2 pseudogenes are annotated in these 472 nt (G+C 33.9%); both read left to right on the top strand.

Going from position 1 to position 472, the window contains the following annotated elements:
- A pseudogene (locus V7659_RS13020) lies at positions 1-168 on the top strand (radical SAM family heme chaperone HemW); the annotation flags it as partial.
- Between the two features lie 132 nt (positions 169-300).
- Positions 301-472 (top strand): annotated as a pseudogene (locus V7659_RS13015) (heat-inducible transcriptional repressor HrcA); the annotation flags it as partial.

Genomic DNA, 472 nt, shown 5'->3' with positions numbered 1-472 from the left:
ATTCCTCATTTTATTGAAAAATTTGCTAAAGACCCCCTTCAATTATTCGAAAAAGAGATTAGTGAATTAATGGCAAAACAGTGGTTAGATGTGGAAAAAAATCATATATTTTTAACGAAAAAGGGGAGACTGCTAGGAAATGAAGTATTCCAGGCATTTTTAAAGTAAGCAAGATTTTAATTATTATCTTGCTTAGAGAGGTTTACTGTTCTTTTTGATTGACACCATCCCCCTTCATTTGATAATTTATTAATATAATTAGCACTCGTTAACTAGGAGTGCTAACAGAGGTGATGAATGTTGCTAACAGATCGTCAATTGTTAATTCTTCAGGTTATTGTTGATGACTTTATTCGATCTGCCCAACCAGTCGGCTCAAGAAGTTTGTCGAAAAAGAAAGAGATTTCTTTCAGTTCGGCAACCATTCGTAATGAAATGTCCGACCTTGAAGAGTTGGGGTTTATTGAAAAGA

The sequence above is a fragment of the Neobacillus drentensis genome (genome assembly GCF_036966985.1).
In the GTDB taxonomy this organism is placed as follows: Bacteria; Bacillota; Bacilli; order Bacillales; family Cytobacillaceae; genus Neobacillus; species Neobacillus drentensis_E.
The sequence above is the reverse complement of the archived record's forward strand: the minus strand, read 5'-3'. Positions and strand labels throughout refer to the sequence as shown.